The 7,618-nt window shown below is 63.4% G+C and carries 5 protein-coding genes; all 5 read right to left on the bottom strand.

Features of this window, described 5'->3' with window-relative positions; all coding sequences use genetic code 11:
* Nucleotides 1–124: 124 nt before the first annotated feature.
* Entirely contained in the window at nucleotides 125–1,081 is a 957-nt protein-coding gene (gshB, locus tag ASE39_RS13430; protein WP_057271423.1) for a glutathione synthase, read from the bottom strand.
* A gap of 98 nt (nucleotides 1,082–1,179) precedes the next feature.
* Nucleotides 1,180–2,358, bottom strand: a complete 1,179-nt coding sequence (locus tag ASE39_RS13425; RefSeq protein WP_057271422.1) for a benzoate/H(+) symporter BenE family transporter — start codon at nucleotides 2,356–2,358, stop codon at nucleotides 1,180–1,182.
* A 136-nt stretch (nucleotides 2,359–2,494) separates the two neighbouring features.
* Nucleotides 2,495–4,363 (bottom strand): potassium transporter Kup, encoded by a 1,869-nt coding sequence (locus tag ASE39_RS13420; RefSeq protein WP_010464210.1) that lies wholly within the window; start codon nucleotides 4,361–4,363, stop codon nucleotides 2,495–2,497.
* Between the two features lie 283 nt (nucleotides 4,364–4,646).
* On the bottom strand, nucleotides 4,647–5,942 hold the full coding sequence (gshA, locus tag ASE39_RS13415) for a glutamate--cysteine ligase (RefSeq protein ID WP_010464212.1): 1,296 nt from the start codon (nucleotides 5,940–5,942) through the stop codon (nucleotides 4,647–4,649).
* A gap of 104 nt (nucleotides 5,943–6,046) precedes the next feature.
* Complete coding sequence (locus tag ASE39_RS13410) at nucleotides 6,047–7,513, bottom strand: potassium transporter TrkG (protein ID WP_057271421.1); 1,467 nt, start codon at nucleotides 7,511–7,513, stop codon at nucleotides 6,047–6,049.
* Nucleotides 7,514–7,618: the final 105 nt, after the last annotated feature.

The following is a 7,618-nucleotide window of genomic DNA, read 5'->3' as shown; positions in this document are numbered from 1 at the left end:
AGCCTCATCACCACCCGAACCACCAGCTCCCTGCATTTCTGCAGAACCGCCTCAGTAGCGAAGCCCTCGACTATAGCACTAATTTTAAGGGGTTAGAAAGATCTGGCTGCAAGAATCCAGAAGGCTATGGGGCAGAGGCTGTCATTGCAGCCTCCAGGGCATCGATGAACAAGGAAGCGACATCGCACCCCGTCTGGTCAAAGATCTCCTGAAAGCAGGTTGGGCTGGTGACATTGATCTCGGTGACGCAGTCGCCGATCACATCCACTCCTGCCAACAGCAGGCCCCGCGCCTGCAGCACTGGCCCCAGTGCGTTGCCGATCTCCCAGTCCCGCGCCGAAAGCGGTTTCGCCACGCCCTTGCCCCCTGCAGCCAGATTGCCCCGCACCTCACTGCCTTGTGGGATGCGCGCCAGGCAAAAGGACACCGGTTTTCCGCCAATGATGAGAACGCGCTTGTCCCCTTGGGTGATCTCAGGCAAGAACTTTTGAACCATGACGCTCTGCGCGCCGTGGCGGTTCAGGGTTTCGGTGATGCTTCCCAAGTTGAGCCCATCCGGGCCCACGCGGAAGATTCCCATGCCGCCCATGCCGTCGAGCGGCTTGAGAATGATGTCCCCGTGCTCCGCATGAAAACGCTGGATGTCTGCGGCATCCCGTGTCACCAGGGTAGGGCCGATGAATTCCGGGAACTCCATGATCGCCAGTTTTTCCGGATGATCGCGAAGCGCCCCGGGCTTGTTGAACACACGGGCGCCGTCGCGCTCGGCCTGCTCCAGCAGATGTGTCGCATAGAAATACTCGCTGTCAAAAGGCGGGTCCTTGCGCATCAGCACCGCATCGAACCCCGCCAGGGGCGCACTGTGCACGGGCTGCGCGGTGTACCACTGCACCGGGTCTCCCGTCAGTTGGATGTCGCACACGCGGGCCGTCACCTTGCTGCCACGCTGCCAGGTGATGTGTTGCGGCTCGCACACCGACAGGGTATGTCCGCGCCGCTGGGCCTCGCGCATCATGGCGAAGGTCGTGTCCTTGTAGATCTTGAAGCTTTGCAGGGGATCGGCAATGAAGAGCAGTTTCATGGTGTCGGGTCAGAAAGGTGCGCAGGCGCTGCCTATGGCAGATCACTTGCGGACAGAGAAAGAGATTTGGGTGCGGCGCATGCAAGGCGCCACGAGCCTCACACTGGTGAACGCCTGTACTGTTGCACAAATAGCGCAAAGCTGCCGGCGACCACGCCCCAGAAGGCCGATCCGACTCCGGCGATCACGACCCCGCTGAGGGTCACCAGAAACGTAACCAATGCCGCCTCACGGTGCGACTCGTCGCGCAGAGCCACCGCTAGGCCATTGCCAATCGTGCCCAGCAAGGCAAGCCCCGCGATCGCCACCACCAGTTCCCTGGGAAACGCCGTCAGCAAACCTGTGATCACCGCGCCGAACAGCCCAATCGCTATATACAAGGCACCACAGCACACAGCTGCCACATAACGCCGACGGCGGTCCTCATGTGCCTCGGGGCCCATGCACATCGCGGCGGTGATAGCGCTGAAATTCAGCGCGAAGGCGCCAAACGGCGCCAGGACCAGGGTGGCGAGTCCCGTCAGCGTAATCAGGCGGGAGACAGGAAGGTCGTAGCCCGAGGCGCGGATCACAGCCACCCCGGGCAGGTTCTGCGACGCCATCGTGACCACAAAAAGGGGGATGGCCAGGCTGATGGTGGCGGCAAGACTGAACTGAGGGGCCGTGAATACCGGCATGGCCAGCTCCAGGCGCACGGCGGACCATGCCATCTGTCCTTGCAGGGCCACGAACACCACGGCCACCGCCAGCGTGATGACCACGGCATAGCGTGCGGCGAACTTGCGCGAGAACAGGTACACGACCAACATGGTCAACACGAGCGGCAATGCCGTCTGGGCAGCGGCAAATGCCTGCAGGCCAAAGCGCGCCAGCACACCGGCCAGCAAGGCGGCAGCGATCTCCATGGGGATGCGGCCCATCGCGCGCTCGAACCAGCGTGTCACGCCCACCAGGATGATGAGTGCAGCACTGACCATGAAAGCCCCCACCGCTTCGCCCATGTGGAAGCCACCCGCCAGGCCGGCGGTGGCCAGCAAGGCCGCACCGGGCGTGGACCAGGCCACCATGACGGGCTGGCGCAGAACGAGCGAAGGCACCAAGGAGCACAGGCCCATGCCCAGACCCAGCGCCCACATCCAGGATGTGACCTGAGCCGGGGTGGCGCCAAACGCCTGTGCGGCCTGGAACACGATGGCCACCGAGCTCGTGAAGCCCACCAGCACTGCCACGAACCCCGCAGTGAACGCCGACAGGCTCAAGTCTTTGAAAAATTGCATGGGCGGGATTCTGGCACCGTGCCACCGCAGGCCACCCAGTGCATGCCTCGCGAGGCAAACATCCGAATTGCTACATATTTAATAGCAAACAACGCTTTATATACAAGCGCCAGGCCTCAAAAAGCCACTAACTCTCTCAGATCTCGATCTTGGACCCGAGTTCGACCACGGCGTTGTTGGGCAGGTGCAGGAAGTCCGCAGCGCCGCTCGCGTTGTGGTGCATCTGGGCGAACAGCTTCTCGCGCCAAGGGGCCATACCACCACCCATGGTGGGGATGACCGTATCGCGCGAGAGGAAATAGCTGGTGGTCATGGGCTCCAGTTCGCAGCCCCGCCCCCGCAACAACTCCAGCGCACGCGGCACGTCGGGGTCGTTCTTGAAGCCGTAGTGGATGACGACCTGCCAGCAATCGTGGCCCAGCGGCTCGACCTGCAGCCGTTTGTCCATCCCGATCCAGGGAGTTTCATGGTTGTGGACCGTCACGAACAGGTTCTGCTGGTGGAGCACCTTGTTGTGCTTGAGGTTGTGCAGCAGCGCATTGGGCACGGCGCCCACGTCGGCGGTGAGGAAAACGGCCGTTCCGTCCACCCGGGTCGGGGGGCTGATGAACACCGACTCCAGAAAGTCCTTGAGGTCGATGGCATCCGCACGCAGCTTGTCATTGAGCAGCCTGCGCCCTTCCTTCCAGGTCATCATCAAAGAGAACACGATGCCGCCGATCAGCAGCGGGAACCAGCCGCCCTGGAACAGCTTGAGCAGGTTGGACGCGAAGAACGCCAGGTCCACCACGAAGAAACACCCCGTGGCCGCGATGCACAGCGCCAGCGGGTAGCCCCAGCCATAACGGATCACGAAAAACGTCAGCGTGGTGGTGATCAGCATGTCCAGCGTCACGGCGATGCCATAGGCCGCGGCCAGATTGCTGGACGAGCGGAACATCACCACGGCCAGCACGATGGCGGCAAACAGCCCCCAATTGACCAGCGGTATGTAAATCTGCCCCGTATCTCGCACGCTGGTGTGCTGGATGTTCAGGCGCGGCAAATAGCCCAATTGGATGACCTGCTTGGTCACGCTGAACGCGCCGGTGATGAGGGCCTGCGATGCGATCACCGTGGCCATGGTCGCCATGATGACCAGCGGGACCAGCGCCCAGTCGGGTGCCATCATGTAGAACGGGTTCTTGACCGCCTCGGGCTCGGCCAGCAGCAGCGCCCCCTGGCCAAAGTAGTTCAGCGTGAGCGCCGGCATTGCCACGCCAAACCAGGCCAGGCGGATGGGGCGCTTTCCAAAGTGGCCCAGATCGGCATAGAGGGCTTCGGCTCCGGTCACGCACAGCACCACCGCGCCCAGGATGATGAAGCTGGTGCCCGGATGGGCCCACATGAAACCGAGCGCATGGTGTGGACTCAGCGCCCAGAGGATCTCGGGGTGGCCGACGATGTGGGAGACCCCCAGCAAGGCAATCGTGGCGAACCACACCAGGGTGATGGGTCCGAAGAACTTGCCAATGCCACTCGTCCCGCGCTTTTGGACCGCAAAGAGGCAAAACAGCACGACAAGGGTGATGGGAATCACATACTGCTTGAAGTGGGGAGAGACCACTTCCAGCCCTTCCACCGCCGACAGCACCGAAATGGCGGGCGTGATGACGCCGTCACCATAAAAAAGGGAGGTCCCGAAGATCCCCACCGCCAGCAATACGCCCCGCAGCCGGGGCTTGTCTTTGACCGCCTGCGACGCCAGCGCCAGCATGGCGATGAGGCCGCCCTCGCCGTGGTTGTCGGCGCGCAGCACCAGCACCACGTACTTCAGCGAAACAATGACCGTGAGCGTCCAGAAGAAAATCGAGAGGATGCCGTAGATATTGGCTGGAGTGAACGGCACATGGCCGGACCCGAAGACCTCCTTGATGGCATACAGCACGCTGGTGCCGATATCGCCATACACAACACCGATGGCGCCCAGCGTGAGCGCTGCGAGCGATGACTTGGAGCTTTGCACTGACCGCCCCCGGGCGCAGGGCCAGACGGGGTTCCGTTACTTTTGGGAACGCTATTGTGCGCCTGAGCCAGATCAAGTGCCTGGGGGCATCTCTCCATGTTGCAACGCAACAACTTGCCCTTGGCAGCCGGGCATAGACATGGCAGGCCTACCCGGCGTCGCACATTTCTGGGCACCCAAAACGCCGCACCTTGCCTATGTAATTGGTGCGATCAGACAAAGAGACGCCAAGCAAGAACCACCCCGCTGCAAGAGTGTTGTCCCTTCAGCGGAGGACTCCCATTCAGTCGTACACCTCAGCGTCCGGGTTGGTGGCCTCCAGCTCGTAGCTGGCCGCCAGCATCGCAAGGCGCGCCACCACGCCATACATATAGAAGCGGTTGGGCGCGCTCACCCCGGGGCGCATGCCGGGCTGGGGCATATGGGTGCTGTGCTCGAAGGCAAGGGGCACAAAACTTGCGCCCGGGGCGTTCAGGTTCTCATCCACGCCGCGCTCGGCGTGCATGCGATAGAAGCCGCCCACCACGTAGCGGTCCATCATGTAGACCACGGGTTCGGCCACGGCCTCGTGCACCCGTTCCTGCGTCAGCACGCCTTCCTGGATGATGAGGTCGGTGACCGGCTGGCCGTCCTTGATGACCGCCATCTTGTTCTTGGTCTTGCGGTTGACCGCGTCCAGTTCCTTGGCGTCGCGCACGGTCATGATGCCCATGCCGTAGGTGCCGTTGTTGGCCTTGACGATGACGAAGGGCTTCTCGTTGATGCCGTATTCCTTGTACTTTCGGCGCACCTTGGTCAGCAGCGCATCCACCGTGGTCTGCAGCTTGTCCATGCCTTTGTCCTCGGCAAAGTCCACGCCGTCGCACTGGCTGTACATGGGGTTGACGAGCCAGGGGTCGATGCCCAGCATCTTGCCGAAGCGCTTGGCCACCTCTTCGTAGTTCTTGAAGTGGGTGCTCTTTCGGCGCACGCTCCAGCCCGCATGCAGCGGGGGCAGCAGGTACTGCTCGTGGATGTCTTCCAGGATGCCTGGCGGCCCGGCCGACAGATCATTGTTCAGCAGGATGGTGCAGGGGTCGAAGTCCTTCAGGCCCAGGCGGCGCTTGGTGCGCACCACGGGCTCCAGCGTCACGGTGTCGCCGTTGGGCAGCTCGATCAGCGTGGGCTTCTTGATCTCGGGACTGATGGAGCCCACGCGCACGTTCAGGCCCGCCATGTTGAAGATGCGCTGCAGCTGCACCACATTGGCCAGGTAGAAGGTGTTGCGCGTGTGGTTTTCCGGAATGATCAGCAGGTTGCGCGCCTCGGGGCAGATCTTCTCGATGGCGGCCATGGCAGCCTGCACGGCCAGGGGCAGCATCTCCTTGGTGAGGTTGTTCCAGCCGCCGGGGAACAGGTTGGTGTCCACGGGCGCAAGCTTGAAACCTGCATTGCGGATATCCACGGAGGTGTAGAACGGCGGCGTGTGCTCCATCCACTCCAGCCGGAACCAGCGTTCGATGGCGGGCATCGAGTCGAGAACGCGCTGTTCGAGTTCGTTGATCGGCCCGGTCAGAGCCGTGATGAGATGCGGAACCATGGGGAGCCTTCAGAGGAGACGGGAACGATTGCAATCCATTGTAGGGTTGGGGCGTGACAGGGCCTTCGCAAGTCCGACCGCCCGCTTTTTCGGAGGCTCCGGGCTCAGCGCCGCCAGAACGCCGGGGTGAGCAGGGCCATGAAGCTCAGGATTTCCAGCCGCCCGAGCAGCATGCCCAAGGTGCACACCCAGATCTGAAAATCGGTCAGCACCGCATAGTTGGACGCGGGCCCCACGCTGCCCAGGCCCGGCCCCGCGCAGTTCACGCTAGCCAGCACCACCGAAAATGCCGTCACCGGGTCCAAGTCGGTCAGCAGCATCACCATGCTGAGCCCGAAGACCGTGCCGCCATAGACCAGCATGAAGGCCAGCACCGAAAAGATCACGCGGTTGTCCACCACGGCGTCGCCCAGCCGCACGGGCTGCACGGCACGCGGGTGCACCAGTCGATTCATCTCGCGGCGCGCCTGCTTGACGAGGATGAGCATGCGCACCATCTTGATCCCCCCGCCCGTCGACCCGGCACTGGTGGCCACGCCCGACAGCAGCAGCATGAACACGGGCGCGAACACCGGCCAGGCCAGGTAGTCCACCGTGGCATAGCCGGTGGTGGTGGCCAGCGACACCAGGTTGAACATGCCGTGGCGCAATGCCTCCAGCGGCGCATACACACCCTTGGCCCACAACAGCAGCGCCACCACCAGCCCGCCGCCGATGAGCGCAAACTGCGTGGCGCGCAGTTCCGGGTCACGCCAGAAACCGCCCCAATGGCCCTTGCGAAACGCCACAAAGTACAGCGCAAAGTTGCAGCTGGCCACCAGCATGAAAAAGATGCAGATCGCCTCCAGCAGCGGCGACTGGAAGTAGCCAAAGCTCAGGTCGTGCGACGACAGCCCGCCCAGGCTCACGGTGGTGAACATGTGCATCAGCGCATCCAGCGGCGCCATGCCCCCGGCCCAGTAGGCCAGGCCACACAGCACCGAAAACAGCGCATACACCCCCCACAGCCCCTTGGCCGTGCCGGTCATGCGCGGCGTGAGCTTGGTGTCTTTCAAGGGCCCCGCCGCCTCGGCCTTGAACAGCTGGCTGCCGCCCACGCCCAGCAAGGGCAGCACGGCCACGGCCAGGATCAGGATGCCCATGCCGCCCATCCACTGGAGGAAAGTGCGCCACACATTCACCGAAACCGGCATGGCATCCAGGCCCGCGAGCACGGTGGAGCCGGTGGTGGTGAGCCCCGACACCGCCTCGAAATAGGCGTGCGTGAACGACAGCGGATGCCCGGTGTGGTGCCCCGCCAGCATCAGCGGCAACGCGGCCGACAGGGGCAGCAGCATCCACACCAGCGAGACCAGCATCACGCCATGGCGCGGTTGCAGCTCTTGCCGAAACAGCCGCAGCCGCCACCACAGCCATGCGCCCGCCAGCAGCGTGGCGCCCATGGCCAGCGGGTACACATGCCAGACGCCGTCGCGCGTCCACAGCGACACCGCCAGCGGCAGCCCCATGGACAAGGAAAAGATCATCACCAGAATGCCCAGCACGCGCAGAACGGGAAACATGTCCGTCATGACGGGCCCCCTTGGTCCATGGCAGCCGACATCGCATACAGCCGTCGATACTGGCGCAGCCCAGGGGAGGGCCGCCGCGCAAGGGCCGCCCCGCCGCGCTGGCGG

Source organism: Acidovorax sp. Root267 (assembly GCF_001429215.1).
In the GTDB taxonomy this organism is placed as follows: domain Bacteria; phylum Pseudomonadota; class Gammaproteobacteria; order Burkholderiales; family Burkholderiaceae_C; genus Acidovorax; species Acidovorax radicis.
Note: the sequence above shows the minus strand (reverse complement) of the source record. Positions and strands in the feature narration are given on the sequence as shown.

Excerpts from the sequence above, each read along its gene's own strand:
- gshB (WP_057271423.1), bottom strand. The coding sequence starts at position 1,081 with ATGAAACTGCTCTTCATTGCCGATCCCCTGCAAAGCTTCAAGATCTAC.
- ASE39_RS13425 (WP_057271422.1), bottom strand. The coding sequence starts at position 2,358 with ATGCAATTTTTCAAAGACTTGAGCCTGTCGGCGTTCACTGCGGGGTTC.
- gshA (WP_010464212.1), bottom strand. The coding sequence starts at position 5,942 with ATGGTTCCGCATCTCATCACGGCTCTGACCGGGCCGATCAACGAACTC.
- ASE39_RS13410 (WP_057271421.1), bottom strand. The coding sequence starts at position 7,513 with ATGACGGACATGTTTCCCGTTCTGCGCGTGCTGGGCATTCTGGTGATG.